The sequence below is a fragment of the Vibrio sp. Hep-1b-8 genome, assembly GCF_006124995.1.
In the GTDB taxonomy this organism is placed as follows: domain Bacteria; phylum Pseudomonadota; class Gammaproteobacteria; order Enterobacterales; family Vibrionaceae; genus Vibrio.
Genome location: NZ_QEWN01000091.1, coordinates 1 through 23,740 on the forward strand (window position 1 = coordinate 1; position 23,740 = coordinate 23,740).

Annotated in this window: 27 protein-coding genes; 12 read left to right on the forward strand and 15 right to left on the reverse strand. The window is 44.9% G+C overall.

The window, feature by feature from the left end:
• Positions 1-269: 269 nt before the first annotated feature.
• Complete coding sequence (locus tag DA100_RS10025) at positions 270-788, reverse strand: Hcp family type VI secretion system effector (RefSeq protein WP_138972011.1); 519 nt, start codon at positions 786-788, stop codon at positions 270-272.
• Between the two features lie 362 nt (positions 789-1,150).
• Entirely contained in the window at positions 1,151-1,747 is a 597-nt protein-coding gene (locus DA100_RS10030; protein WP_138972012.1) for a DUF1294 domain-containing protein, read from the reverse strand.
• A gap of 340 nt (positions 1,748-2,087) precedes the next feature.
• Here DA100_RS10030 and DA100_RS21595 point away from each other — a divergent pair, with 340 nt between their 5' ends.
• Positions 2,088-2,264 carry a WYL domain-containing protein gene (locus DA100_RS21595; protein WP_346763718.1) on the forward strand — a complete coding sequence of 59 codons (177 nt, stop codon included), beginning with the start codon at positions 2,088-2,090 and terminating at the stop codon, positions 2,262-2,264.
• On the opposite strand, the gene DA100_RS10035 is transcribed toward DA100_RS21595, so the two are convergent.
• Together DA100_RS10035 and yjjG are read right to left on the reverse strand one after the other, a co-directional pair.
• Positions 2,244-2,459 (reverse strand): cold shock domain-containing protein, encoded by a 216-nt coding sequence (locus DA100_RS10035; RefSeq protein ID WP_138972013.1) that lies wholly within the window; start codon positions 2,457-2,459, stop codon positions 2,244-2,246. The genes DA100_RS21595 and DA100_RS10035 overlap by 21 nt on opposite strands.
• Positions 2,460-2,548: 89 nt before the next feature.
• Positions 2,549-3,223 (reverse strand): pyrimidine 5'-nucleotidase, encoded by a 675-nt coding sequence (gene yjjG, locus DA100_RS10040; protein WP_138972014.1) that lies wholly within the window; start codon positions 3,221-3,223, stop codon positions 2,549-2,551.
• Between the two features lie 95 nt (positions 3,224-3,318).
• Here yjjG and DA100_RS10045 point away from each other — a divergent pair, with 95 nt between their 5' ends.
• From DA100_RS10045 to DA100_RS10060, 5 genes are all read left to right on the forward strand, one after another.
• Positions 3,319-4,227 (forward strand): LysR family transcriptional regulator, encoded by a 909-nt coding sequence (locus DA100_RS10045; RefSeq protein WP_138972015.1) that lies wholly within the window; start codon positions 3,319-3,321, stop codon positions 4,225-4,227.
• 133 nt (positions 4,228-4,360) lie between these two features.
• Positions 4,361-4,495 (forward strand): hypothetical protein, encoded by a 135-nt coding sequence (locus DA100_RS21505; RefSeq protein ID WP_276608339.1) that lies wholly within the window; start codon positions 4,361-4,363, stop codon positions 4,493-4,495.
• A gap of 70 nt (positions 4,496-4,565) precedes the next feature.
• Positions 4,566-5,216 carry an isoprenoid biosynthesis glyoxalase ElbB gene (elbB, locus tag DA100_RS10050; RefSeq protein ID WP_138972016.1) on the forward strand — a complete coding sequence of 217 codons (651 nt, stop codon included), beginning with the start codon at positions 4,566-4,568 and terminating at the stop codon, positions 5,214-5,216.
• Between the two features lie 292 nt (positions 5,217-5,508).
• Entirely contained in the window at positions 5,509-6,657 is a 1,149-nt protein-coding gene (gene yiaY, locus DA100_RS10055; protein ID WP_138972017.1) for an L-threonine dehydrogenase, read from the forward strand.
• 101 nt (positions 6,658-6,758) lie between these two features.
• On the forward strand, positions 6,759-7,490 hold the full coding sequence (locus DA100_RS10060; RefSeq protein WP_138972018.1) for a dienelactone hydrolase family protein: 732 nt from the start codon (positions 6,759-6,761) through the stop codon (positions 7,488-7,490).
• A 50-nt stretch (positions 7,491-7,540) separates the two neighbouring features.
• Here DA100_RS10060 and secF read toward each other — a convergent pair whose 3' ends face one another.
• The 4 genes from secF to DA100_RS10080 all read right to left on the reverse strand — a co-directional run bounded on the left by secF (position 7,541) and on the right by DA100_RS10080 (position 11,635).
• Positions 7,541-8,443 carry a protein translocase subunit SecF gene (gene secF, locus DA100_RS10065; RefSeq protein ID WP_138972019.1) on the reverse strand — a complete coding sequence of 301 codons (903 nt, stop codon included), beginning with the start codon at positions 8,441-8,443 and terminating at the stop codon, positions 7,541-7,543.
• A gap of 2 nt (positions 8,444-8,445) precedes the next feature.
• On the reverse strand, positions 8,446-10,293 hold the full coding sequence (secD, locus tag DA100_RS10070; RefSeq protein WP_138972020.1) for a protein translocase subunit SecD: 1,848 nt from the start codon (positions 10,291-10,293) through the stop codon (positions 8,446-8,448).
• 85 nt (positions 10,294-10,378) lie between these two features.
• Positions 10,379-10,861 carry a hypothetical protein gene (locus DA100_RS10075; protein WP_138972021.1) on the reverse strand — a complete coding sequence of 161 codons (483 nt, stop codon included), beginning with the start codon at positions 10,859-10,861 and terminating at the stop codon, positions 10,379-10,381.
• A gap of 102 nt (positions 10,862-10,963) precedes the next feature.
• The gene (locus DA100_RS10080) at positions 10,964-11,635 is read right to left on the reverse strand and encodes an SH3 domain-containing protein (RefSeq protein WP_171052197.1); all 672 of its coding nucleotides are present in this window, start codon (positions 11,633-11,635) and stop codon (positions 10,964-10,966) included.
• A gap of 54 nt (positions 11,636-11,689) precedes the next feature.
• On the opposite strand from DA100_RS10080, the gene DA100_RS10085 reads away from it, so the two are divergent.
• Together DA100_RS10085 and DA100_RS10090 are read left to right on the forward strand one after the other, a co-directional pair.
• Positions 11,690-12,265: a hypothetical protein gene (locus tag DA100_RS10085; RefSeq protein ID WP_138972022.1), complete on the forward strand. Its 576-nt coding sequence runs from the start codon at positions 11,690-11,692 to the stop codon at positions 12,263-12,265.
• A 197-nt stretch (positions 12,266-12,462) separates the two neighbouring features.
• On the forward strand, positions 12,463-14,745 hold the full coding sequence (locus DA100_RS10090) for a bifunctional diguanylate cyclase/phosphodiesterase (RefSeq protein WP_346763719.1): 2,283 nt from the start codon (positions 12,463-12,465) through the stop codon (positions 14,743-14,745).
• 53 nt (positions 14,746-14,798) lie between these two features.
• Here DA100_RS10090 and DA100_RS10095 read toward each other — a convergent pair whose 3' ends face one another.
• Both DA100_RS10095 and phhA read right to left on the reverse strand, forming a co-directional pair.
• Entirely contained in the window at positions 14,799-15,128 is a 330-nt protein-coding gene (locus DA100_RS10095) for a 4a-hydroxytetrahydrobiopterin dehydratase (RefSeq protein ID WP_138972024.1), read from the reverse strand.
• On the reverse strand, positions 15,121-15,912 hold the full coding sequence (phhA, locus tag DA100_RS10100; RefSeq protein WP_138972025.1) for a phenylalanine 4-monooxygenase: 792 nt from the start codon (positions 15,910-15,912) through the stop codon (positions 15,121-15,123). The genes DA100_RS10095 and phhA overlap by 8 nt, the downstream gene beginning before the upstream one ends.
• Before the next feature lie 226 nt (positions 15,913-16,138).
• On the opposite strand from phhA, the gene DA100_RS10105 reads away from it, so the two are divergent.
• Positions 16,139-18,139 (forward strand): acetoacetate--CoA ligase, encoded by a 2,001-nt coding sequence (locus DA100_RS10105; protein ID WP_138972026.1) that lies wholly within the window; start codon positions 16,139-16,141, stop codon positions 18,137-18,139.
• A 52-nt stretch (positions 18,140-18,191) separates the two neighbouring features.
• On the opposite strand, the gene DA100_RS10110 is transcribed toward DA100_RS10105, so the two are convergent.
• Positions 18,192-18,770, reverse strand: coding sequence for a class I SAM-dependent methyltransferase (locus DA100_RS10110; RefSeq protein ID WP_138972027.1), 579 nt, complete (start codon positions 18,768-18,770; stop codon positions 18,192-18,194).
• Positions 18,771-18,914: 144 nt separating this feature from the next.
• Here DA100_RS10110 and DA100_RS10115 point away from each other — a divergent pair, with 144 nt between their 5' ends.
• Both DA100_RS10115 and DA100_RS10120 read left to right on the forward strand, forming a co-directional pair.
• Positions 18,915-19,793, forward strand: a complete 879-nt coding sequence (locus DA100_RS10115) for a LysR family transcriptional regulator (protein ID WP_138972028.1) — start codon at positions 18,915-18,917, stop codon at positions 19,791-19,793.
• A gap of 193 nt (positions 19,794-19,986) precedes the next feature.
• Positions 19,987-20,880, forward strand: coding sequence for a cation diffusion facilitator family transporter (locus tag DA100_RS10120; protein ID WP_138972029.1), 894 nt, complete (start codon positions 19,987-19,989; stop codon positions 20,878-20,880).
• Between the two features lie 33 nt (positions 20,881-20,913).
• Here the strand turns inward: DA100_RS10120 and DA100_RS10125 are convergent, their stop codons facing one another.
• The 3 genes from DA100_RS10125 to DA100_RS10135 form a co-directional block, all read right to left on the reverse strand.
• Positions 20,914-21,402 carry a GNAT family N-acetyltransferase gene (locus DA100_RS10125; RefSeq protein WP_138972030.1) on the reverse strand — a complete coding sequence of 163 codons (489 nt, stop codon included), beginning with the start codon at positions 21,400-21,402 and terminating at the stop codon, positions 20,914-20,916.
• 17 nt (positions 21,403-21,419) lie between these two features.
• Positions 21,420-21,770, reverse strand: a complete 351-nt coding sequence (locus DA100_RS10130; protein ID WP_138972031.1) for a hypothetical protein — start codon at positions 21,768-21,770, stop codon at positions 21,420-21,422.
• 116 nt (positions 21,771-21,886) lie between these two features.
• On the reverse strand, positions 21,887-22,303 hold the full coding sequence (locus tag DA100_RS10135) for a hypothetical protein (protein WP_138972032.1): 417 nt from the start codon (positions 22,301-22,303) through the stop codon (positions 21,887-21,889).
• A gap of 265 nt (positions 22,304-22,568) precedes the next feature.
• Here DA100_RS10135 and DA100_RS10140 point away from each other — a divergent pair, with 265 nt between their 5' ends.
• On the forward strand, positions 22,569-22,964 hold the full coding sequence (locus tag DA100_RS10140) for a hypothetical protein (RefSeq protein WP_138972033.1): 396 nt from the start codon (positions 22,569-22,571) through the stop codon (positions 22,962-22,964).
• A 114-nt stretch (positions 22,965-23,078) separates the two neighbouring features.
• On the opposite strand, the gene DA100_RS10145 is transcribed toward DA100_RS10140, so the two are convergent.
• On the reverse strand, positions 23,079-23,738 hold the full coding sequence (locus DA100_RS10145; protein WP_138972054.1) for an HAD family hydrolase: 660 nt from the start codon (positions 23,736-23,738) through the stop codon (positions 23,079-23,081).
• Between the last annotated feature and the right edge of the window lie 2 nt (positions 23,739-23,740).

Genomic DNA, 23,740 nt, shown 5'->3' on the forward strand with positions numbered 1-23,740 from the left:
GGCTAAGGTGATTTGATAACAAAAACCGTAACAAGGTCGATGATGAAACACGCTGGCAGACAAGGACTCTTGCCCATCGAACTGAGTCACAACCAAGGCATCATCGCCGAGTCCTTCTATATCTATGGTGTACGCCAATGTCGCCATACGTCTCTCCTATCGTTAACACCAAGCACAAAAACCTTAAATACAAATTACCGCGACAACGGTAATTTGGGGTTAAGGCTTTCAGGAGGCTTCCTGTAGGAAGCCTCTGAAAATCAAAGTGATTAAGCTTCGATAGGTTTACGCCAATCGTCTGAACCAGACGTACCTGCGTTGACGTGATCCCAAGTGATCTTACGGTACGACATTGAGACCGTTAGATTTTGCGTGAAGTCGGACATCGACGGATCTTGACAGTGTGGCATCTCACACTGGATATCGACGATAGACGCGTTTTCTAGCTTAGTGGTGAAGAAGTTCTCTTGTTTGCCTTCGATAGAAGTGCGGTACCATTTAAGCTCGACGTTCTTCATCTTCTCACCAGAAGAAAGCGCGTTGTACAGCAGTGGTACGGCTTTGTTGAGAGTGACAGTAAACTTGAAAGGTTTATGGACGCGTTGACCAGAAGGTTGACCAGATTGTGGATCGGTCGGAACCGAAATGACGTGGTCAAACTTCTGAACCAGCATCTCGTCTTCGTGACCTTCTACATAAGAGTCACCGATAGAGTCAGCCGTACAGGCGCCCGCCGTGATCAGACCCTGAGTTTCACCGTCGATAGAAATATAACATGGAGTTGGCATAGTAAAATCCTTAGAGGTTGTGTGTAATAACACTTACTCTTAGTCAAAAAGCGTGCCAAAATGAAAATGTATATATTTCAACAATTTAAGCATTTGTTAATATACAAGCTGAGCAACTTTTTGCTCGAATCGAGCAAGATCTTGCTCAGGTCGAGCAAAAAGTTGCCCGGAAGCAAGAAATGCACCGAGGAGACTGTGAACCATCACAAATGATGAAAAATCAGAAAATACCCCACTGCTACAGAGGGGTCGTTCGCAACAGTAAGGTTTGCTATCCAGTGCGTTGCGAACACGTTAAGTGATAGGAGCTGGCCCAGATGGGCGGCTTTGTGATATCAAACAGTATTAGAGGCAGATTCTTCTCACGAAATAGAGCGCAACATTGAGATCGCTTGTTCCAGTAAAAAAGCACCTTCACTGGTCAATGACCAAGCAAACAACGCAATATTGAGTACCAAGCTCGACCAGAAGAGGAACTTAAATCCAATATCATGATACTTGTGATGCATAATCGACTGAGCAAGCAAAGCCCCAACCCATCCGCCACACACGTTCATTATATGGAAAGCGACTTCCGGAACTCGCCACCCATCGTTCATCATTGCGTGTCTGTCTAACGCATATAAGGTGTATGTGGCTGTGCTGGCTGCAAAATAAAGTACGCAGGATATGAGTGGAAAATCTAGCAAGACGACGCTACCGAAAAGTGCGCTACAGAACCAGACGGCTATAGCAAGAGAAAAATTAAACACCAAAGGCCGAGTTACGTCGACCGCTCTCATGGTTCCATTACTATCAGATCCTAAACGAAATACCACAGGTTCGCTGACACAGGGTAACCGAGAGTTATTTTCTAAATCATTGATATGAAATAAAATTTGAGTATCTTGGTTTTCTACAGAAATATAACCATAACCCTTGCTCTGATCCCATTGAGCAATTGTTCCTTGTATTGCCATGTTATTTCCCTTACCTAGCCTGAAGTTGCGATAAGCCTATAATTATTATTGCGTTAACATTAGCTATAGCACACATATTATACAATGCGCATATTCTAACCAACTTTGCTTAAATTATTTGATCTAGAACACGACTGACAGGTTCTGGCACCACCACTCGATAGAGATGAGCGAGCTTGATCAGACGATGAATTCGCTCAGGCATCGCGCTCCGCTTCGACTAAAGTTTTATCTGTGTTGCCAGATATGCTTAAAGCACAGCGAGAAGAATTTGCGATTTTTGTGCCGGAAATTCTTCTCGCTGTTTACAACCACTATGACAAATCTTTTAGGGAAAAGTATGGACCCTTGGTGCGAATTGAGAAAGGGTTATCGGCATTTTCGAATTGATAGAATCGAGACGCTCACGATTACCGATACAAGGTTCGAGACATCGACTGGCAAATATCTCGAACGCTACATTACACTTCACGCACCTGAAGCTTTGAAGTATTCGTTACTTCATGACCATAGGTGAAATATTGAGCGCGATTCGACAGCCGTTGAGGTCAGACTCAACATCAAACTCCACCAACTCATTAACATGAACGTCAATTGAAGTGCCACGCATATCACGAACATGAAAAAACACCTTATCGTTGCAGTTTTCATCTTCAATAAAGCCATACCCGTGCTTCGGATCTAAATCGATGATTTTTCCAAGAACTGACATGCTGCTTCCTCGCTATAACAGTAACAGTGAATTCTGTTATTCTTACTGCGCACAGGTTCACTTCGATCACTGTTAATAAAAAATAGTTGCTAGGCCAGCAAAATATCTTTCAGCTCATGCAGAGAACTTACCGTGTAGTGCGGCGAAATATCGGCATCTGCTTCAGCCCCTACACTATTTAACCAACAGGTTTCGATACCAAAATTAAGTCCACCTAGGATGTCAGAATGTTGGTTGTCTCCCACCATGAGAACTTTGCTCTTACAAGGCGACCCCATTTTCTCCATCGCATGGCTAAAAATGGCTGTATCGGGCTTAGCAAAACCCACTTGCTCGGATATCACGACGTGTTCGAAATATTGGCTCATACCGGTTCTTTCAAGTCTGATTGCCTGAAGCTCGGTAAAACCATTAGTGATGATACCCATCTTCGCCTTGCCATGAACCGCTTCCATCAGCTCTTTTGCTCCTGGAAGTAAGGTACATATGTCAGCCATTGCCTCTAGAAAAGCACTGTTTAACTCAGAGGTGGTCGTATCTAACCGGTCTGCCCACTCTTGAAAGCGAGTGTGTTTTAAATCATCGGCACTGATGGTGCCATTTTGATAATCAACCCATAGAGGCTTATTGACCGTTTGATAGTGCTCAAAATCTTGTGAAGTAAACTCTACCCCCTTGCGCGAGAACATGAGCTGCATCCCTTTAAAGGCATCAAAGTGAAACAGGGTTTCGTCAGCATCAAACAAGATCCAATCGTATTTCATTGCTATCTCCTAAAAATTTCATCGCTAGTGTAGATTGTTTTCAATAAGATGATAATCTCTAAGTTAAGAAATTTATTGTTTACCTACAGTCAACTATGCAAGCATTCTCTTCGATACCTGTTTTTGTCTCAGTGGTTGAAAATGGCAGTTTCTCTGGCGCAGCCGAAAAACTCAATATCACCAAATCCGCCGTCAGTAAACGAATCACCCACTTAGAAGATGAACTAGGAATTAGACTTCTTAATCGCACTACACGAAAACTGAGTTTAACGGAAGCGGGTCAACGCTATTACGAGTATGTCGTGCAATCTCTAAACCTAGCGCAACAAGGACTAGATGCGGTTAGCGAGCTGCAAGGCAAGCCTCGCGGTAAGCTAAAAGTGACGGCTCCCATGTCCTTTGGTGTCCTACACGTAGCTCCTCTGATTGCAGAGTTCCTCGCTCTCTATCCTGATGTAGAAATTGATTTGCAACTCGAAGACCAAATGGTTGACCTCATACAAGACAGTTTTGACATCGGCATCCGTATTGGCCACCTGCCTTTATCAAACCTAATTGCGAAAAGACTCGCACCATGTGTCAGCGTGCTATGTGCATCAAAAGAGTACCTAGAACAACATGGCCGCCCACAGCAGCCTAGCGATCTGGTCAATCACAGTTGCTTACAGTACAGCTACTATCGCGGTGGTACCGAGTGGAGCCTCAATTCGGCTGGGCAAGAGTATCGCGTTGTTCCTAAAGGTCGTTTATCAGTGAACAACAGCGAAGCGATTCGTCGTGCAGTATTAGAGGGGGCAGGCATTGGGAACTTACCAACATTCATTGTGGCCAAGGACATCCATGCAGGTCGTCTTGAAGTTGTCCTTGTCGATTACCGGTTGCCAGTACATGCCGTCTATGCCGTTTTTCCTGAAAGAAAACATATGCCATTGAAAGTTAAAGTTTTCTTAGATTTCATCAACGAACGATTGGGCACTGACACCCCCTACTGGGACAAGTGTTAACCATTAATGTGACTCCATGCTCAACTATTCTTGTTAAATTGATTTACGCAAAACTTTATGACCTGAAACAAACTTTCTCCGCTATTCTCCAGTCACAATCTAGGTGTTGCTAAATGCCTAGGAGGCGTCCGATATGAAACGATTCTTTCCTTCTAACATCATGCTAATTCCTTTTGTGGTGAAGAACTATTCTGAAGAACAGCAAGAGGATAGCGGTGACACCGACCAGCAATCAGATCCCAATGAGTCACGCGAATTGGAAGAATGAGACTCTAATCAGACCGTAGCGGTTATTAATTGGCTACGCTAACAGCGCACAACAACAAGGGAGGACAACAATGAAGAAAGTTGCCGTAATACTAAGTGGTTCAGGTGTCTTTGATGGGGCTGAAATTCACGAATCCGTACTATCGCTGCACGCGATTGAAAAACAAGGTGCGAGCTGGCACTGTTTCGCGCCCAACATCGATCAACTTCATGTTATAAACCACAAGACCGGTGAAGAGATGGACGAGACACGCAACGTCTTGGTTGAAGCGGCACGTATTGCACGCGGGAAAATAGAGGATGTTGCAAAGCTCAATGTCGATGATTACGACGCACTATTGCTTCCTGGAGGTTTTGGTGCCGCGAAGAATCTCACCGATTTCGCGGTAAAAGGTGCGGAATGTAGCATTAACACTCATGTTGCTAGTGCATGCAGAGCGTTCGCTCAAGCAGGTAAACCCGCGGGATACCTGTGCATTGCTCCAACAATCATTCCGCTCATTTACGACCAAGGCGTCAAAGCCACTATTGGTAACGATGCTGCGACCGCTGCGGCTTTTAATACCCTAGGCGGCCTTCACGTTGAGTCGCAAGTAGACCAAGTTGTATTTGACGAGCAACATCTCGTGCTCTCGACGCCCGCCTATATGCTCGCCGAAAACATCTCTGAAGCAGCAATAGGAATCGAAGCACTAGTCGAGAAATTAGTCTCACTCAGTTAGCTAGATATCTATGCGCTATTTAGCCCCTGTCGGTATTCCTACTGACAGGGGCTTTTTGTTTGCTCCGAACGCAAAAAATTTAACAATTTCTGTTTGTGTTGAGAAAACGATTGCGCTAACCCACTAATATTTAACAACTTACATTCGATACAAATTGAACTGGTCGGAGTTCACATTTTACTGCAACACCTACCACTTTTGGGTAGCAAAATTGTTTGAGATCAAGATTTGAGGTTGGATAGTTATGCGAATCTAAATGCAGATTTCAAATATAACAATATGGAGCAATCCAATGACGAGTGCATTTTTTATCCCTACTGTAAACCTAATGGGCGCTGGCTGCCTGACTGACGCAGCAGACAATATTCAAGCTCAAGGTTTTAAAAAAGGCCTGATCGTAACTGACAAAATCCTTAATCAGATTGGTGTTGTAAAGCGAGTTCAAGATCTATTGACTGAGCGCCAAGTAGACACTGTGGTATTTGACGGTACTCAACCAAACCCGACAATCAGCAACGTGAATGATGGTCTCGCACTGCTTATGGATAACGACTGTGACTTCGTAATTTCCCTTGGTGGCGGTTCACCTCATGACTGCGCTAAAGGTATCGCATTGGTCGCTTCCAACGGTGGCAAGATTGGAGATTATGAGGGTGTAGACCAATCAGCTAAACCAATGCTGCCGCTGATCGCAATCAACACAACGGCTGGCACAGCTTCTGAGATGACTCGCTTCTGTATCATCACTGATGAAGAGCGCCACATAAAAATGGCGATTGTCGACAAACATACAACACCGCTCGTATCCGTCAATGATCCAGAGCTAATGTTAGCTAAACCTGCTTCGCTAACTGCTGCAACAGGTATGGACGCATTAACCCATGCTGTTGAAGCTTATGTCTCTATCGCAGCAACGCCTATCACTGATGCTGTTGCCATCAAAGCGATCGAAATCATTCAAGCTCACCTTCGCACTGCGGTAGAAAACGGCGATGATATTGAAGCGCGTGAACAAATGGCTTACGCACAATTTATGGCAGGTATGGCGTTTAACAATGCATCGTTGGGCTACGTACACGCAATGGCGCACCAACTAGGTGGCTTCTATGACCTGCCACACGGCGTCTGTAACGCGATTCTGCTTCCTCATGTCCAACGCTACAATGCTCAGGTCTGCCCAGATCGTCTACGTGACGTTGCGAAAGCGATGGGTGTCGATGTTAAAGATATGACCGCAGAACAAGGCGCTGAAGCGGCAATTGCCGCTATCGTTGCGCTAGCTAAAGATGTAGGTATTCCATCGGGTATCAAAGAGCTTGGTGCAGATGCTAAAGACATCCCAACCCTAGCAGATAATGCACTAAAAGATGCGTGTGGTTTTACTAACCCTAAACAAGCAACGCATGAAGAAATTTCAGCAATCTTTGCAGCCGCTATGTAATTAAAGTCTTTTCCTTTAGTCCTAGCCTCCTTCGGGAGGCTTTTTTTGTACCAGTCTTTTGCATTTTACGTACTACACTTCTACGACAATGGAGGTGTTTTATGAAATCAATATTCGGTCTTATCTTATTCACTTTATCGACTTTTACCGTGGCGGGTGAAAACAAAATTTACAATGTAAACGGTAGTGATTACGAGGGCTACTGGAGCAAAGTCAGTGACAATGCACCACTAGTATTGCTTATCCATGACTGGGACGGTTTAACAGACTACGAAATGAAACGAGCCGATATGCTCAATCAATTAGGCTACAACGTATTTGCAGCTGATCTATTCGGTAAAGGGATACGACCAACAGAGATTGAAGACAGAAGACAGCACACAGGAGAACTCTACAAAGACAGAGAAAAACTTCGTGCGCTAATGCAGGGCAGTTTGGATTTTGCCGCCCAGCTTGGAGGAAACAGTGACAACACCGTTGTGATGGGCTATTGCTTTGGTGGTGCAGCAGTTCTGGAGTCTGCACGAGCAGGTATGAAAGCCAAAGGCTTTGTCACCTTCCACGGAGGGCTAGGTACTCCTGAAGGTCAATCTTATCAGAACACCACTGCACCTATAATGATTCTCCATGGCACGGCAGACAGTGCCATTCCTATGTCACAGTTTGCTGAGCTGGCTGAGCAACTTGAAACTGCCAAAGTCCCACATGAGATGATTACGTATAGTGGAGCGCCGCATGCTTTCACTGTTTTCGATAGTCCACGCTATCGCGAAGATGCCGACAAGAAATCATGGGATAGTTTCACACGCTTCCTCGCCGCCAACACCAATTAAAGCAAAAGCCCCGCGATAGCAGTATCGCGGGGCTCTGTCATCCCTATCGTCTATGGCGCCGTATCTATTTCTACTGGTAGATAGTGCTTAGGTTCGAGCTTCAACCACTCTGGCAAAACAGTACCGATCGATATCGATGACCAAGTGCCAGACAAAATACCAATGAACATCGCCACAGCAAACCCTTGTAATGCGTTGCCTCCCATAATCCACAGTGCCGAGACCGTGAGCAAGGTGGTTCCTGAAGTCACCATAGTACGTGAGAAGGTCGCTATCACAGCTTGGTCATTGATTTCTTCCGTTGATAGAGACTGTTTTGCAATGAGCAACTCACGGATACGGTCAGCAATAATGATTGAATCGTTGAGTGAGTAACCCAAAATTGCCAGAATTGCCGCAAATACGGTCAAGTTAAATTCCATCTGCGTTGCAGCAAAGAATCCCAATACCAGTACGACATCGTGAATCAACGCCAGCAGTGAACCACTTGCCAGACGCCATTCAAAACGGAAGCAGAGGTAGCCCAAGATGCTCAGCATCGAAATCATCAGCGCTAAGCCACCTTGATCAACCAAATCTTGCCCAACTTGTGAACCCACCATGCTGTTGCTGATCACGTCAACCTGATGCGAAATCGGTGCTAGGGTCTGACTTAGGTCTGCTACCTGTGCGTCGCTTTGAGGAATTGGGTAACGAATCACCCATCTTCCATCCTGGTCTGAGTGCGTAACGTTGGTAAACTCACCAAGGGCTGGTTGCAATACCTCTACCAACTGCGAGTGGGTCACATTGTTATCAACCTTGACCTCAGTCACCATACCACCGGTAAAGTCTAAGCCCATGTTCAGGCCATTCATCGCCAATGCGACCAGAGAAACGACCATCAGCGCTAAAGAAACAAAGCTTGTGATGTAACGAATACGGCGAATACGCTGTTTAAAAAACTCAACCATGATTAAACCCTCACATCACGACGCGCATCGCGTCCCCAAACTAAGTTGATAATTGCACGTGATGCAAACACACCACTAAACATACTGGTCAGCAAACCGAGACCAAGAGTCAGAGCGAAACCTTGAATTGGGCCATTACCAAGCGAGTAAAGTACAACTGCGGTAATCATGGTGGTAATGTTGGCATCAAGAATGGTGCTCAACGCGCTACCAAAGCCAAGATCAATGGACTGCGCAAACGTGCGCCCTTCTGCAAGCTTGTCTTTGATGCGTTCAAAAATGAGCACGTTGGTATCGACCGCCATACCGACAGTCAGTACCAAACCCGCGATACCCGGCAGTGTCAGTACTGCTCCTGGTAGGAGTGCGATAAGACCAAGTAGGCTAACCATGTTGACCAATAGCGCCACATTAGCGACCCAACCTAGTCGACGATACCAGAGCGCCATGAAAGTCAGCGTCATCGCAAGACCTAGCGCTAAAGCGGCAAAACCATTCTGAATGTTTTCAGCACCTAATGAAGCACCAATCGTGCGCTCCTCAACGATAGTCACTGGCGCAGTCAAAGAGCCCGCGCGAAGCAACAAGGCTAAGTTTTGTGCATCTTCCATTGAGCCTGCTCCAGTGATGCGGAACTGGCTGCCAAGCTGAGACTGAATAGTCGCGACACTAATAACACGTTCGCTGCGTTCTGTTTCACCTTTCGCATTGGTGGTGTATTCGCGGTACACGGTCGCCATTGGTTTACCAATATGACCAGCGGAGAAGTCACTCATCATCTTGCCACCCGCATGATCGAGTGAAATGTTAACTTCAGAGAAACCCATTTTGTCGACGCCAGCACGAGCATTAATGATGTGTTCACCAGTCAACACTGGTCGTTTTGCTAAAGTGACATCACGGCCATCGTTATCTTTAAGTGCAATGTCACCATACGCCTTACCTTCCGAAGGCGTGCGGGCTTCATGAAAGGCTAGCGTTGCGGTCGCACCAATGACATTTTTCGCCAACGATGGATCTTGGACACCCGGTAACTCAATACGAATACTGTGTTCACCCTGACGCTGTACCAACGCTTCTGTAATACCAAGCTCTTCAATACGGTCACGCATGATCTTTAAGTTTTGCTTTATTGTGACGGACTGGAACTCACTCTTGCTTTCAACCGTCGGTTTAACCGCAATGAAATCTGAATGTCGTTTTACGTCCCAAGTTGGGTAGTTCTGCTTGAGGAAGCTCTGAATCGATCCTAACGCCTGTTCAGAGTCTGATTTAATATCAAATGCTTCTGATCCAACCGAAGCGATCTGCACACTACGCAAACGCTCTTGACGGAGAAAATCTCTCACTTCATCGACCAAACTATTGCGTTGGTCTTCGAACGCTTTATCAATATCTACATTAAGGAGGAATTGAACACCACCGCGTAGATCTAGCCCGAGCTTAATCGGACTAAAGCCCATGTCGCTCAGCCACTTAGGTGCCACCGAGACGTAAGAGAAACTAATACTATCCTGTTTGCTGAGCAATTTATCTAGCTCTTTTCTTGCCAGTGTCTGTTCAGTTTCGTTATCGAACACCAAGGTGGTTTTGTTACCCATCTGTTCAATTTGACTTGCTTGGATATCACGCTGATCAAGATAATGATTCAGTTCAGTGACGTTATTTAAAATAGTATTTGCCTGCCCTTGTGACGTTGTCACCTGAATCGACGGTTTTTCACCATACCATGTTGGGATAGCACTCAATGTTAGCATGATAATCGTGGCAATCAGTACCACGTATTTCCAAGCTGAATAATGGTTCATGAGACGAGCAGAACTCGCCTGTTTAGCAGGATTTTTTTTCATTGTATTTCTTAACTTTGTTCGGCTCAGGCGTGCCTGAACCTAAATTACTAACGTAAGAAGGCGTAATCGCTTCCGAAAAAGTAAGTTAAAGAAATACCGGGTATTGGGCGTTTAACGCGACATAAAGTGCGTTGGACTCTTTCCAGCCAGCAATTCGACTTGGCGAGGTATAACGAGTAGCAAGGGCATTAGTCGAAGATAGACAGGTTGCCTTGTATAAACGGAAAAGGGCAACGATCGCAGGTTCAAAAGTCGGTAGTTCTAAATTCGACGAAGAATCAGCGTCATCAACAAAACGAGTAGAATGTAGCCAGCGATTAGTACTTACGATCGCTAACCAATCTTGAGCAAATTCCGATTGTGTGATCGGTTTAGGCTGAGAGTCTTCTCTTACTTCGTCAAACAGGGCCTGAGCATCGCTTTTAGACGCAGGTAGAAGAGTATTAATTCGGTAGCTTAATCGAGCGGAGGCTTCATTTTCAGCTTGCAGCAGATACGCAAACGCCTGCGAAGGCACAACCATCGCAAGAGTAAAAAGCCAAATGTATGAAATGAATCGACGAAGCATTGACCAGCCTGATTATATCTAACAGCGAGATAGTAGATCTAACCCATATGACAAACAACTAAAATGTTCTAAAAGCTAATATTCCATATCTGAGTCAAACCACTATCGGTAGAATATCTTACCGCTTAACACATCAAGATAGATTTTGTTGGCTTGCTTTAAACCACCGCAGTAAACAAAGTAAGCTTGTTGTTGATTGAATGTCACGGAACGAATCCATCCTTTGGTCTCTTCAAAGTCTTCAGGAGTACAAGTCCCCTCTTTAAGCAGTTGGTCGGTTGTTTTTATAAACATCTCAAAGTGTTGCTTAAAGTCATCAGATTGCTCGATGTACTGGCTGATGGTTTCCATCCTCTCTTGCTTTGAAATGGTTGGCGCGACCTCAAGCAGTGCGTCCATCGGCACCCACTCTGCGACTTCAGGCCCCCCTTCTTCATAAACATAGTAGGGAGAAATTCGCCCCCAGCCATCTTTCTTTTCTAGTACGTGCAACTTGTCGCCACGGTACACAGCACTCTCAATAAACGCGTCGACATCTGGGGTTTCACGTACACCCAGTCTAGGTGGGCTAACGTAATAATCTGTCACTGGGGGCGCGGGTCGAATCTCTTCCTCTTCTTCGACAATAGGCAGTGGCGTAACAGGTTGCTTTTCGTCTTCAGCCGCCGCTAGCGCTAGAGCATCTTGTTGCGGTTTGTAATAGAAAATGTAGTAACCACCGCCAGCACAGGCGATACCCACTAACAACAAGACAACCATGATGAGTTTTTTCATATCCGCCTAATCTTTTCCTATACTTATCGAGTTATAACCACCACCACAACCACGATGAAATGGCACTGTATTAATATTACTATAACGGCAGCACTGCTGATCACTTTACCTTTTAAGGTACTTAGTGCCCATTGTTCGGCTCCAGCATGGAACGAAATCCTCAATCTTCAGACCGATCTTGACCGAACTTATAACCTCCATGCTCAAAAATTTAATCAGTTTCTGCACATCCATAACGAGCAGCCCTTTCTTTACCAAGAATTCACTCCTCAGGAGATTCGCCAGTTTTGGGACAGCAATAAGGACACCTTACATCAAAGTATGAACTCCCAAATTGAGGCATCGCTTTTTGTCGTTGATAAAATACAACTAGAGCGAGACTCCCTACAGCAACTATCTGAGCGTGCAGAACAACTACTGCTACGCTGGCGAAACATCAGCCAGCATTGCAAGCAGGTGGACAATCAATCAAACGCCGTAGCAAGCGAAAAGTATGCGCAGCTTAATCAGGCGTTAATACTTGATATCAATAAACTGTTTACTAAACTGCTCATCCTAGAGCAACGATATGTGAATGAAGTCGAAACATTACGCAGGGCCAGACCAGATACAGAAAACGACTCCCCTTGATTCCAACCGCTATCGGTTGTCTATCGATAGCTACATTACTCTCAATTACTGGATCAATCTCACATATTATCTACTCAAGATTATCTTGCATTGATAATAATAATAGTTACCATTTGCGTTATACATTTTTTTCGATTTGACTCATACGCCTCTTGAAACTTGCTCTTTCCTATAAACATTTAATTTTAATCTGGCTGTTGGGGACGATACTGGCCGTACTGAGTTACTTCACGGTTCACCAGTATGAAACGCAAAAGATCCACGCCCAGTTAGAAGCGCAATTGACCAACCGAATTCAAACTCTGTCGCAATCGCTTAAGAGTGTTGAGTCTTTAATCTATTCGACCCGTGCATTTATATCGAATAGTAACCAGCCATCAGCCAAACAATTTGAATCCTATTTTACCGAGCAAGTTCACACCAATTTGAGCGTCGGTTCTGTGATGTGGGCACCAGCAGTCAAGTTAGACCAAATAACAGACTTCGAACGGCAAGCGCAGCGCGATGGTTTTCTCGGTTTCAAAATAGCCCCTACATTAGAGGGAGCCGACTCGGATATCTGGTTTCTTGATCAAACGACGTTACCGGTACTCTATCTGTCATCATGGTTTGAGGGCAGTGACCAATTAGGTGTTAGATTAGAATCCGACCCGAATAATGTCAGTGCAATGTCTCGTGCAATAACGACCGGAAGAATTGGTGTCTCCGACTTCACTCAAAATGGTCAAGCTAACGTTCGTCTTCTATTACCCAAGTTTTCGGATAAAGGCAACTTGGAAGGATTCATTGTAGCCAATCTCGTGCTACATGAGTTGCTAGGTCAGATATGGCACAAAGAAATCAACTCTTCCACAACAAAAATTCAAGCTCATATCGAGCCCAGTCAGCAACTCATCTTTGAGTCGCACATTAATACTGAGCTGGAATCTGACGGGATCACAACACGTCTCGCGCAAGCCACTCGCGTCACACGGATCCCTTTGTTCAACCAATATTGGCAAGTATCGATCACGACGCTAGACCGAACGGGTAGTACAGCTCGATATGGGCTTACATTGATTATCTTGATCTTTTTGCTCACCTGTTCAGCGACGATCGCCACAAATTTCTACGCGACGCGACTCAAAGTGTCCGATAGTGTCATCGAAGAGAAAACGCGCTCACTGGCCGATCAAGCCATCAAAGATAACCTAACCAACTTAAAAAACCGTAACGCCTTGGGTCATGAAGTGGCGGCTCAACTCAACCTCATGGCTCGTGGAGAATCCGTTGGGTTCTCGATTCTGTTTATTGATCTCGACCGTTTCAAAGTGATTAACGACTCAATGGGGCATCTGCATGGCGATAAACTCCTTAAACAAGTCGGAAGCCGGTTAACTGAACACTGTCGCAGCAATGATATGGGCTTTCGCTTTGGGGGGGATGAGTTCGTCATCTGCTTACCGGGCCTTATTTCACGTTCAGCACTCACCGATATCTGTCAACGTTACTCAAACGTATTAAGCCGTCCATACACTATTGACGGCCAGTCCTGCCATATTGGTGCCAGTATCGGAATTTCGATTGTTACTGATCCAAACCAGACATTAGCAGGCATACTCCGCGAGGCCGATACCGCTATGTATCGCGCCAAAAGCTCTAGCCATGAAAAAGTAGTCTTTTTTCACGAGAAAATGTTCTCGCAAGCGAAAATGCGTTTCACTTTAGAACAAGAGCTAACCAGCGCTCTCGCGTTAAAGCAGCTATCGCTGGTTTATCAGCCAATCTATTGTGCAGATACCGATAAAGTGACGGGGTTTGAGTCATTGCTCCGCTGGAATCATCCTAAACTTGGTCAAGTCTCTCCCGCAGAGTTTATCCCAATCGCTGAAGAGACTGGAATGATAATCAAGATTGGTGACTGGGTCGCCAATGAGTGTTGTAAGACTCTGAATCGGCTTTGGCATTCACGGAAAGAACGCGATGTGCCAAGGATCAACATTAACGTATCTGCCAAACAATTTGAGTCTGAACACATATACCACACACTGGTTCAGTTGCTAGACCAATATGATTTCCCTGCCCATCTGGTCGGAATAGAGATAACCGAGTCTATGCTATTGCGGGAAGAATGCAGTGCTCATCAACTTCAGCGTATCAAAGCGCTGGGGGTCACCTTATATCTCGATGATTTCGGTACTGGGTACTCTTCCCTTTCGGTGCTCAACGAGTACCCCGTTGATGTACTTAAAGTCGACCGAAGTTTTGTTAGTCGTCTCGCTCTTGGTCAGAGTAACGCGGATAACTTATGTCGAGCGATCATCTCAATGGCACATACCATTGACCTCGAAGTGGTTGCTGAAGGTGTCGAAACGCCAGAACAACTCGCAATACTTCGCCAACATCATTGTAATTATGTTCAAGGGTACTTAAAGTCAAAGCCACTTACGGTCTGCAAAATCGAGCAAGTTCTGGATCATAAACAGCCGTTATCTGCGTAATCTCGCATCAAAAAAGCCTGATAAAATCAGACTTTTTTGAACCAGGTTGTATGCTAAATCAGCTTGTCACACTTGGCTGCGCAGATGAAATCGTTCTGATGCAGACCTTTTATCGAATGACTCCACCATGTCACCGTCACCTTACCCCACTCAAGTAAAATTGAAGGATGGTGAAATTCTTCTTCAGCCAGCTCTGAAACTTTGTTGGCAAATTCCCAAGCAAGTTTATAGTTTTTGAACTTGTAAACTTTTTCTAGCTGGGGAATGCTGTCTCGTTCAAGCATTTGCCAATCTTCTAGCTCAGTCAATAGCAGCCTTCTTTCTTCTGCGCCTAGAGCTACAGCAGTAGCGGTGCACGCTTCGCAACGCAATTCATCAAGCATGATTTACTTCCTTTGGTTCAAATAGTGGGGGTAATAATCCAGCAGCCATCGCCTGTTTTACATGAAACATCAGATCCATCTTACTCAGGGTATAAAGCTGATCGATGTCGTCTAGGACAAAATATTCCGGCTGCATAATATCAATTCGATAAGGTGTCCTGAGCACGGTGTGGAGATCAAACTCAACCCGTTTAGCTAGCGGATCATCCAGTGCATACAAAGTCTCACCTGGAGAGGATAGAATCCCGCCGCCATAAATTTTTTGCTCACTTCCCTCTTTGACAAGACCAAACTCAATAGTAAACCAGTAAAGTCTCGCCAGATATACCCTCTGCTTATCACTCGCATCTCGACCCAACTTGCCGTACATGTTGGTAAATTCAGCAAACTCAGGGTTGGTTAGCATTGCACAGTGGCCAAATATCTCATGAAAGAAATCCGGCTCTTGGAGATAATCAAACTCCTCTCTACTCCGCAAAAAAGTAGCTACAGGGAACTTCTTGTCTGCAAGCAATGCGAAAAATCGGTCAAAATTAATCAACGCTGGCACGGGTTCAACTTGCCAGCCCGTCGCTTGCTTGAGAACCCGATTGATATCAACAATTTGAGGCGCTCTATCTAGTGGCAGATCCAGCAACTCCAACCCTGCCAAATACTCTTTACAGGCGCGTTGTTTCACCAAGTGGAGTTGGCGACTAACCAAATCACTCCATACTTGGTCTTCTTCTGAACTCCATTCAACTACCCCTTTATCATTCACAGGCTTAGAACGATATTGTGTCATGACCAGCTCCATTAACAATTCCTTCACATTAAGCCTATCGTCATGCAGGGGCGGTGACAATTTAGCCAGCCAACTCTCTCATACCGACTCTGTGTAACAATTATTTTACATTTGAACACTTTTTTCTTATTTTTCAGCCATCTGTTGAAGCTCGGTAAGTTTGACTTTGGCTACCTTTTCATCAAAGCTTATTCGAGAAAACGGAGAACAATAAGACGAGGATGTCATGTCTAATTCGCAGACGAACCTTCCAGCACCTATTTGGGTTCCAAGTAGTGAGCGAGTGGAGTCATCAAACCTGAGTCAATTTATAAAACACATTAATATTCAGGGAAATAAAATCGATAGCTATGCTGACTTGCACCAGTGGTCGATTGAAAACAAAAAGAACTTCTGGCTCGAGATTTGGCAGTTTTGCGACGTCATAGGCTACAAGGGCGACTGCATTTTAGGCGAAGGGTTGGCCAAGTGGGGCCAGTTTAACCCAAGCCGAGATACGATCTGGTTTCCACAATCGCAACTAAATTATGCCGAAAATCTGTTGGCCTACTCTTTTCAGGCACCAGATGACACCGCAATTTGGTTTAAGAACGAACGAGGGTCGAGTCGTCAACTGACTTGGCAGGAGCTGTGTGACCAAGTTTCAATCATTCAGCAATGGTTGGTTCAAAATGGCGTCGAAAAAGGCGATGTCGTCGCCGGCTATCTTCCACATATGCCAGAGACTGTGATCGCCATGCTCGCAACGACCAGCCTTGGTGCGATTTGGACTTCAACATCACCTGACTTTGGCGCGGAAAGCGTCATCGAACGATTTGGACAAGTACAACCCAAAATTCTGTTTTGCTGTAATGGTTACGACTTCAACGGTAAGACCTTCCAAATAGAAGAGAAAAACCGCAAAATTGTTGATGCGATTCCAAGCATCCTAAATACGTGCCAAATTGACTACTTACAAATAGATATGTCAATGGATGACCGCTGTGAGTCATTCTCTGATTGGGAAGCGATTTTTGCCAGCTACCTGCCACGCGCGATGCGTTATGAGCGGATTAGTTTTAATGATCCTCTTTTTGTCCTCTACTCTTCAGGTACGACAGGCAAACCGAAATGTATCGTTCATTCCGTGGGAGGGACGATATTAAACCATCTCAAAGAGCATCAACTTCACTGTGATATTCAACCGAAAGATCGTATTTTCTACTACACGACATGCGGTTGGATGATGTGGAACTGGCACGTATCCGCTTTAGCAAGCGGCGCGACCTTGGTGATATTTGACGGCAGCCCTATGTACCCTAACGAGCAAATACTTTGGCAACTGGCTGAAGATGCTAAGGTCACGCTGTTTGGTACATCGGCAAAATACTTAGAAGCTCTAGAGAAACAGCAGTTTAATCCTAGTAGCCAGTTGCCACTAAAATCTCTCAAAACACTCTGTTCAACTGGCTCAGTCCTCTATCCTCAACAATTTGATTTTGTGTATTCCAATATCAAAGTCGATATCCACCTTGCATCCATATCTGGCGGAACCGATATTTGCGGTTGCTTCGTATTGGGCAATCCAATCTCTGCGGTTTATCGAGGAGAGTGCCAAGGTGCAGGCTTGGGTATGGATGTCAAAGTGCTCAATGAATCTGGTGAAGCTATTATTGCCTCCCGCGGTGAGTTGGTTTGTCAAAACAGTTTCCCCAACCAACCGTTAGGGTTCTGGCACGATGATGGTGAGCGTTACCATATGGCTTATTGGGATAAGTTCGAAAATACATGGCACCATGGCGATGATGTCGAAATGACTCCACGAGGCGGAATGATTTTCTACGGACGAAGTGATGCCACTTTGAACCCCGGCGGTGTCCGCATCGGAACGGCAGAAATTTATCAGCAAGTTAACCAACTGGCTGGGATCCAAGATTCTATCGCCGTTGCAAGGCAAGTAGATGGTGATGAAAAAGTCGTTCTGTTCGTTCAGCTTGAGCCTCATGCATCACTGACCGAGCATATGATTTCGACCATAAAAGAGACGCTGCGTCGTCAGTGCTCACCCCGACACGTTCCGGCTGAAATCTATCCGTTAAGTGAAATACCCAAAACCAAATCGGGTAAATTGGTCGAACTGGCAGTCAAACAAGTTCTTCATGGACAAGAAGTTAAAAATCAGGGGGCGATTGCCAACCCTTGGGTACTAGATGAAGTCAGTCAATATCAGACCGTCCCAGTGGTATAAAACATTAAAGCCCAGTATTTCTACTGGGCTTTAATGTTTAAACCGAATCGAGTTACTTTTTGGCAACCGCCATCAACACGGTTTGTTCGCCGTGCGGGGTTGTGATGGTAAACGGCGTCGTGATTTCTACTTGGCTAAAACCCACACTCGTCAGCACTTGCTGAGCGTGAACAATCGTCATTCCGCCAACTTCGTCTTTGTCCGACAACCAATCCCAGTGAACAAAATGTCCGCCATCGTCGAGGATGCTGTAAACAATATCCGCGACATCTGAATAGTTTGGTAGGAAACTACACACTGAAGAGGCAACCACTAGATCAAACTGTGCTCGAAATGCAGGGTGCATCGCCACTAAACCACGAGTCAGTAGATCAACTACGGGTTCTACGTTGTGAAGCTCTTTCTTATCGAGTTGTTCTATCATTGCTTCGGAGCTGTCGAGCGCGACAATATCTTTTGCCGTTTGAGACATTCTTTGGCTAAGCAGACCTGTTCCGCAGCCAAAATCAAAAATATGTAACCCTTTAACATCAACTACTTGCTGTAGAGATTCAAAAGCTTTATCCGCATATACACTAGTCGTGTTATCCGAGTCCCAATCGAGTGCGACATCGTCCCAACTATTAGCCATCATGATCTCCCTGTAACAACATTCATTAGGCATGCCCCAAGAGTATCAAAACTGCATGAAATTCATAGCATTTCAATTCGGAAAACAGACAATTGACAGAGATTGATATAATATCGATTCGAGACTAACCAAATTGAACAAAAGATGAACCTTACTCAGATCGAAGCTTTTTGTACTGTGTCCGACACAGGCTCGGTTTCCGAGGCCGCTCGCCAACTAGAGTGCAACCGCACACGCTTGAGTATGGCGATTAAAGCACTAGAAAAAGATCTCGATGTCGAACTTTTTGTTCGTAGTGGCAATAATTTGGTGCTTTCTGAAGCGGGTAAAGCCATTTACAAAGATTGTCACAATATGCTAGTTACCGCAGCGCGTATTCGTAAAACCTGTACTCACGTATCAGGTAAGTTTAACGCCGAGGTATGGATAGCTCGTGACGATTCTCTGCCTGACGAACTGTGGCAGGATCTCTCTCATAAGCTTAACAACCGCTTTCCCGCAACCGCATTTAACATTGTTTTAGCCTCTAGTGGTGACTTGGCAAATCTTGTGGCAACTTCCCAAGTTGATTTCGCGTTTGGCGTCGATTACGAACGACTCAATGACCCTCACATTACGTTTCAGCCATTAGGCAAGATACGCCTGATGTCAGTATGTCGTTCCACTCACCCACTGGCCAAACTTCGTCGGGTCTCGGATGACGAACTGCGTAACGCTATGCAAGCCGTTATGGTTTATCTAAATGAAAAGGATAATCCAGAATTACAACCCTTCTCTCTGCGTCACATAGGCTTCTCAAGCTTTGACTACATACTCAACACGATTCTTGAAGAAGACGCTTGGGGCGTACTCCCTGAACCGCTGATCCGACACTTGCTACGCAAACAGGAACTCTCGGTAATAAAACACACTTATGGCTTGACCCAAGAAGATTACTGTATGTTCACCTCTTCAGGTATGGCAGAGCATCCTGGAATGTCTTGGCTGGCAGACAAATTAAACGAATTTTTGTTTGATTTTTAACCATTGCGACGATTATTTGATCCATCAATCAGTCAGCGACAATATTATTGACACCGCATTATGTTCGCATCTCATTGAAAAATAACAATTTTAACTAAAATTCATCTATTTGACATATTGGGTATTCATATAGGGATTGTCTAATTCTCTTATATTGAGAAAAATATAGGGGAATTTTACAAGAGAACTCATTATGTGTGCCCGAACAAGCCTTAACGAAAAACGAATCCTAACCTTCTCAGCTCTTTTAGCATCGGGCTTTGCGGGTAGCGGACTCGTACTCGGCTTACTAGTTGGCTCACTTGTCATTGTTTTTGACGGTGTATATTCACTGGTCAGTTTGCTATTAACTTTGTTGTCGCTCGCCGTGTCTAGATACATTGCTCAGCCGTCCAAGCGCCAGTTTCCATTTGGTAAAGCGATGCTTGAGCCCCTAGTGATCGCAATAAAAGGTAGTGTGATTTTAGCGATCGTTGCCTACTCACTGTATTCAGCTGTGCAGGCATTAATGAATGGTGGCCGTGAAGTTGACGCGAGTATTGCAACGCTTTTCGGTGCGGTAAGTGTTGTTGGTTGTAGCTACGCATGGTGGTACATCGCGAATAAGTCGAAACTTATTTCATCTGGCTTGGTAGACGCTGAAGTAAAACAGTGGCAGATGGACACGTTGCTTAGCGTCGCTGTGACCTTAGGTTTCGTGGCTGCGTGGCTGGTATCCGTTTCACCGTTCGCACAATATGCCGTCTATGCGGATCCGGTGATGATGCTGCTGATGTCTTTCTACTTCATTAAAGTACCACTTGAGATGTTAGCAGGTGCACTACGCGAACTACTGATGATGAAACCTGACGAAGAGATCTGTCACGCGGTTAACAAAGAGGTGCTCGCCCTAGAGACACAAGTTGATCAGGAACTTGCCGTGGCGGGGGTTATTAAGGTAGGTCGTGAGCTGCGCGTCAGACTGGATGTACATTCTCAAGGACAACAAGTTCAGGTGGCTGAACTGGAGAAAGCGCGTCGTATTCTAAAGGATAAACTGTCGCGTCTCTCATTGGATCTGAACGTGACCATGAATATCGCAAACTAATGGATTAGCTCCACAACGTCCGCTTTGTGGGGCTTACTCTATGTGACTCAATTCTTTACTCATCAACACTAGATTCCAATCTTGCCCTTCATAACGACGCGTTCCCCGCTCTATCTTATCCACCTGAAACCCGAGTGACTGGTAACACTTACGCGCAACATCATTGTGTTCAAACACAGCTAACCTCAACTGAGAAACCACAAAATGGGATTGTGCATGGTCGATTAATAGTTGCAGCATCTTCGCCGCGAGCTTTTGGCCACGAAATGGAGGTGCAATAAACACTCGGCAGATACGAAAACAGTCTGCCCTTTCTTGGTAAAGCTCAACATAACCAGCGTATTCGCCGTTGTGCTCCAGCATAAAAGGGTGAACAATGTCCTTATTGCAGTGAAACTCAATCTGTTCGTCGGTCAATGGAAACTGGTAACAGTTTCCTCCCCACAAATAGTTGAGTTGGTCTGAGTCGATCCAATCGATTAGCACACCATAATGCGAACTCATAAAAGGTATCAGTGACATATTACGCTCTTCCTAAGCTATAAAATGTTTAAAATGATGCATCCAGTTAACGAGGGAATACCTGCAATAAACAATACCAAACCATCTTGGTAGTTTTGTCGATAGCGTTTTCTTTCATCTTTCTCGACGTCAAAACCTTTGACCATCTTGTAGACTGAATCGAGCTTGGGGTTATTGTACCTAGCGGTTTTGCTATCTGTTCCACCTTCCCAAGTTAGCATTGCCAAGCCCCAGATAACAAAAACGACCATAAATAAGAAATCAGAAAGTCGTGTGACGACAAAAAAATCAACTACGTAGGAAAGCAACCACACAACTATAGCCGCAATGACATTTATGATCGCAACCTTTACTACCAGTTTCAGCATCTGAACCTCCTAACGCTGATCTTTCCGCAGTGTTAAGGCGGTTTGAAAGCCCCATCCCCTACGCACCTCAATAAACAAAAGGCCCACCGTAAGTGGGTGAGCCTTCGTTTTTTAACCTAAGACGCTAGTTGAGATTCAACTTGCTGAAATACTTTGTACTCTGCGTTACTGCAGCCGCGAGCAATCGATACCCAGTAATCTCCCGTTTCATCCGTTGCAACAAACTCAGCCCTAAGTTCGTATTTTCTCCAAAACGCAAACGCAAGAATTAGAGTCAATGCGAGCATTAAAAAACCAAATTGCGGAACAAACGCCCAAGTCGCGGCCGACAACATTAAAGCGAGGGAAATAACATTCACCATGTTATCTTTTATCCCAAGCTTACGTACTTCTACCTGTTTTATCTTACGCAATTGGTAATCGTCACCACGAACCGATATTTGGTCTGTGTTGAGATTAAAATCCGACATTACGTAAGCCCGACGAAAACGGAGAATATCCACTAGCCTATAGTTGTTAGTTTTCTTGCTCATCACCTTTTCTCCATGTTATTAAAGGTTAGTAAAAACTAATATAATCATGAAGTTATTGTGCTGAGAAACACTTTATAATACAGCCAAATAAGCAATGCAACATATATAAACGGTACGAATATCTGTTATTTTCCGACACCGCGATAAGCCGAATTTTCGTGACAAACGATCAACCACATACTGAGGATAAAAGCCGTACTAAACGCTTTGTGAATAGAGAGTTGTATAGGTACAATCGCCAGCCAAACAACACAGGTGCCAGAAGATGCTATTTGACAATGACATAGAAGAAATGATCGGCTATTTCGACCGTTACTGCAAAGCGCCCCATATTGATGCGCTCGATCGAGTATCGGACGACCAAGTGAATCTCCTGCTCGATTTCTTGACCCTTGCTCATAAATTGCAATGTGATATCTACGCTACGCGCAACTTGAACAGCTCCCACTTCCTCGGTGTGGGCACCTTCGCTCTAACTCAAGAACGAGCACCGCAAGGTAATCTGTTCGTCAAGATTGAAGCAGATACACTGTACCTCTCGTTTGAGTTAGCCCCTTGCAACGAAGAGAATCTGTTGACCCCGATTCGCGTTATTGATGCACTGGTGTATTTAGCCGACTGCAATGGTCATAGTTTGTTGCCTGAAGACTATCAGCGCTAGCAAGCCTAAGCCCAAAATAGCGATCAAATTTGTTCATTGGAATCCGTTACTTTCTGTTTAACGCTTACTCTTTATCCAAGCTGCCCACCACCGACCAACTAAACAACATCACGGCTAAGTCCAGTTCAACACTTGCCAATCCATAGAGCTTGCACGGGCTCTCAAACGTGGACATGGGTTGACCAAATAAGCGTGATCCGCGTATTCACATAGCGGCAAATCATTGATTGAGTCGGTATAGAAATGAATGTTGGAGTAAGTCTCGGGTTGTGAATCCAACCATTGTTTTAATCGGATTACCTTACCCTCGCGATAGCTTGGAACACCTCTAATCTCGGTAGTATAGCGTCCGCCAGCTTCAACGAGATCAATACCCAACGCCACGTCAATTCCCAAGCGTCGCCCAACCGCTTGCACAAGAAACGTTACGCTGGCAGAGATGATTACCATCTGAATACCTTGTTCGTTAAGTTGATCAATTAAAACTTTGGACTGTTTGAATTGCTTGGTGAGGATATGGCGCTCTACGCACTCTTCCACCAGCACATTCACTTGCTCTATGGGTATATCAACCAAAGGAGAGATGGAAAACTTGAGGTAATCCTCCATATCCATTTTCCCTTGAGCATAAAGAGCCATTAATCTCTGATCCTGCTCGATAAAATCGGGGCTGGTCGCGATACCTTTCTCAACCATAAACTCGTTCCAGATCATTGCACAATCAGCATTGATCAAGGTTTCATCCATATCAAATACATACAACGGCTTTGACATCA

Coding starts and splice junctions, on each gene's coding strand:
- DA100_RS10025 (WP_138972011.1), bottom strand. CDS start 788: ATGCCAACTCCATGTTATATTTCTATCGACGGTGAAACTCAGGGTCTG.
- DA100_RS10030 (WP_138972012.1), bottom strand. CDS start 1,747: ATGGCAATACAAGGAACAATTGCTCAATGGGATCAGAGCAAGGGTTAT.
- DA100_RS21595 (WP_346763718.1), top strand. CDS start 2,088: ATGGACCCTTGGTGCGAATTGAGAAAGGGTTATCGGCATTTTCGAATT.
- DA100_RS10035 (WP_138972013.1), bottom strand. CDS start 2,459: ATGTCAGTTCTTGGAAAAATCATCGATTTAGATCCGAAGCACGGGTAT.
- yjjG (WP_138972014.1), bottom strand. CDS start 3,223: ATGAAATACGATTGGATCTTGTTTGATGCTGACGAAACCCTGTTTCAC.
- DA100_RS10045 (WP_138972015.1), top strand. CDS start 3,319: ATGCAAGCATTCTCTTCGATACCTGTTTTTGTCTCAGTGGTTGAAAAT.
- DA100_RS21505 (WP_276608339.1), top strand. CDS start 4,361: ATGAAACGATTCTTTCCTTCTAACATCATGCTAATTCCTTTTGTGGTG.
- elbB (WP_138972016.1), top strand. CDS start 4,566: ATGAAGAAAGTTGCCGTAATACTAAGTGGTTCAGGTGTCTTTGATGGG.
- yiaY (WP_138972017.1), top strand. CDS start 5,509: ATGACGAGTGCATTTTTTATCCCTACTGTAAACCTAATGGGCGCTGGC.
- DA100_RS10060 (WP_138972018.1), top strand. CDS start 6,759: ATGAAATCAATATTCGGTCTTATCTTATTCACTTTATCGACTTTTACC.
- secF (WP_138972019.1), bottom strand. CDS start 8,443: ATGGTTGAGTTTTTTAAACAGCGTATTCGCCGTATTCGTTACATCACA.
- secD (WP_138972020.1), bottom strand. CDS start 10,293: ATGAAAAAAAATCCTGCTAAACAGGCGAGTTCTGCTCGTCTCATGAAC.
- DA100_RS10075 (WP_138972021.1), bottom strand. CDS start 10,861: ATGCTTCGTCGATTCATTTCATACATTTGGCTTTTTACTCTTGCGATG.
- DA100_RS10080 (WP_171052197.1), bottom strand. CDS start 11,635: ATGAAAAAACTCATCATGGTTGTCTTGTTGTTAGTGGGTATCGCCTGT.
- DA100_RS10085 (WP_138972022.1), top strand. CDS start 11,690: ATGAAATGGCACTGTATTAATATTACTATAACGGCAGCACTGCTGATC.
- DA100_RS10095 (WP_138972024.1), bottom strand. CDS start 15,128: ATGCTTGATGAATTGCGTTGCGAAGCGTGCACCGCTACTGCTGTAGCT.
- phhA (WP_138972025.1), bottom strand. CDS start 15,912: ATGACACAATATCGTTCTAAGCCTGTGAATGATAAAGGGGTAGTTGAA.
- DA100_RS10105 (WP_138972026.1), top strand. CDS start 16,139: ATGTCTAATTCGCAGACGAACCTTCCAGCACCTATTTGGGTTCCAAGT.
- DA100_RS10110 (WP_138972027.1), bottom strand. CDS start 18,770: ATGGCTAATAGTTGGGACGATGTCGCACTCGATTGGGACTCGGATAAC.
- DA100_RS10115 (WP_138972028.1), top strand. CDS start 18,915: ATGAACCTTACTCAGATCGAAGCTTTTTGTACTGTGTCCGACACAGGC.
- DA100_RS10120 (WP_138972029.1), top strand. CDS start 19,987: ATGTGTGCCCGAACAAGCCTTAACGAAAAACGAATCCTAACCTTCTCA.
- DA100_RS10125 (WP_138972030.1), bottom strand. CDS start 21,402: ATGTCACTGATACCTTTTATGAGTTCGCATTATGGTGTGCTAATCGAT.
- DA100_RS10130 (WP_138972031.1), bottom strand. CDS start 21,770: ATGCTGAAACTGGTAGTAAAGGTTGCGATCATAAATGTCATTGCGGCT.
- DA100_RS10135 (WP_138972032.1), bottom strand. CDS start 22,303: ATGAGCAAGAAAACTAACAACTATAGGCTAGTGGATATTCTCCGTTTT.
- DA100_RS10140 (WP_138972033.1), top strand. CDS start 22,569: ATGCTATTTGACAATGACATAGAAGAAATGATCGGCTATTTCGACCGT.
- DA100_RS10145 (WP_138972054.1), bottom strand. CDS start 23,738: ATGTCAAAGCCGTTGTATGTATTTGATATGGATGAAACCTTGATCAAT.